The sequence below is a fragment of the Micromonospora sp. DT81.3 genome (assembly GCF_049847225.1).
Classification (GTDB): domain Bacteria; phylum Actinomycetota; class Actinomycetes; order Actinomycetales; family Microbacteriaceae; genus Microbacterium.
The window spans coordinates 1-1,577 of sequence record NZ_JBNCNY010000038.1; the positions used below are offsets into that span (position 1 = coordinate 1).

Below are 1,577 nucleotides of genomic sequence, written 5' to 3' on the forward strand. Positions count from 1 at the left end.
CAACGACTCGCACGTTCACGCGGCGCGTCGCAGGCATGAGCCATGCGCTGAGGGTCCAGGCGATCTGTCGGCGTCGGTGCGACGGCGACGAAGCAGGTCACGGCGCTGACCCTGTGAGGGTCTGGAAAACGGCCTGGGTGCGCGCCCGGTGTGTGACGATGGCGTCATGGATTACACGCATCTCGGCCGCACAGGGACCTCGGTGTCGCGCATCGTTCTCGGCACCATGAACTTCGGCGATCGGACCACGGAGGAGGACGCGTTCGCGATCATGGACCGCGCACACGAGCTCGGGGTCAACTTCTTCGACACCGCCAACGGCTACGGCGGAGCTGGCGGCCGCGGTGCGACCGAGGAGATCATCGGTCGCTGGTTCGCGGCTCGTCCGGGCGTCCGGGACGACATCGTGCTGGCGACGAAGGTGCACTCGCCGATGGTCGATCCCACATCCGATGGCGATGTCGTCAACGCACGCGGCGCGTCGGCATGGCAGGTGCGTCGCGAGGCGATCGGCTCGCTCCGTCGCCTTCAGACCGATCGCATCGACCTGTACCAGTTCCATCACATCGACCGTCACATCTCATGGCCCGAGCTGTGGCAGTCGATGGAGGTGCTCGTCGCCCGCGGCGAAGTCGTGTATGTCGGCAGCTCCAACTTCGCGGCCTGGAACATCGCGCAGGCGAACGAGATCGCGCAGCAGCGGCACTTCCTGGGGCTGGTGAGCGAGCAGTCGCTCTACAACCTCGTGCAGCGTTCCATCGAGCTGGAAGTCATCCCGGCCGCCGTGAACTACGGCCTCGGCATCCTTCCGTGGTCGCCGCTCGCCGGCGGGCTCCTCAGCGGAGGATCCTCCGATGCGAAGGCGCGCTCGGCCGCGGCGGGAGTTAAGTCGAAGCGCGACGAGCTTCGCGATCAGCTCGACGCCTACGACGCATTCGCACGGGAGCGCGGGTGGACGCCGGCGTCCCTCGGTCTCGCCTGGCTGCTGCATCAGCCCGGGGTGACGGGTCCGATCATCGGCCCGCGGACGGTCGAGCAGCTCGAATCGGCGGTGGCCGCCCTGGACATCGAGCTCAGCGCCGACGACCTCCGCGCCCTCGACGAGCTCTTTCCGGGTCCTGGCGGGCAGGCTCCAGAGGCATACGCCTGGTAGCCGGCAGACCCACCGGCACCGCAGCGGCCGCCGGGCCACCATCGGTGCCGCCGGGATGGTTGCGCCACTCCATGCATTCTCCGGACCGTCTCTCTCCATTCGGCGCCGCGGGGAGGACGCATGGTCCGCACGGGCGTTCGTGAAGCGTGCCATGTGTTCGCTTGCTGATCGGATCCGGCGACGTCCACCTCGTCGGGCATCGCGTCTATCTCGAGGTGATCCCGTTTGGCGGTCGGGCCAACCTGCCCCCTCCGCCGCCGTGGCTACTGGCGGTACTCACCCGGGCGTTCCACGGCTGCGGAGACGAAACGCCCGCTCGGTCCCAGGCCGTCTGAACGACGTTGCGGGACAAGTGCTCGACCAGTGGATCGCCGAGGACGCGCCCAGGCTGGCCTCGGAAATTGGGGGGTGCCCGCTGAGCGAT

General features: G+C 68.3%; 1 protein-coding gene. It reads left to right on the forward strand.

The genetic code is table 11. The features are described from left to right. Positions 1–166 precede the first annotated feature (166 nt). Entirely contained in the window at positions 167–1,153 is a 987-nt protein-coding gene (locus ACPW96_RS23220) for an aldo/keto reductase (protein ID WP_425886104.1), read from the forward strand. The last annotated feature ends 424 nt before the right edge of the window (positions 1,154–1,577 follow it).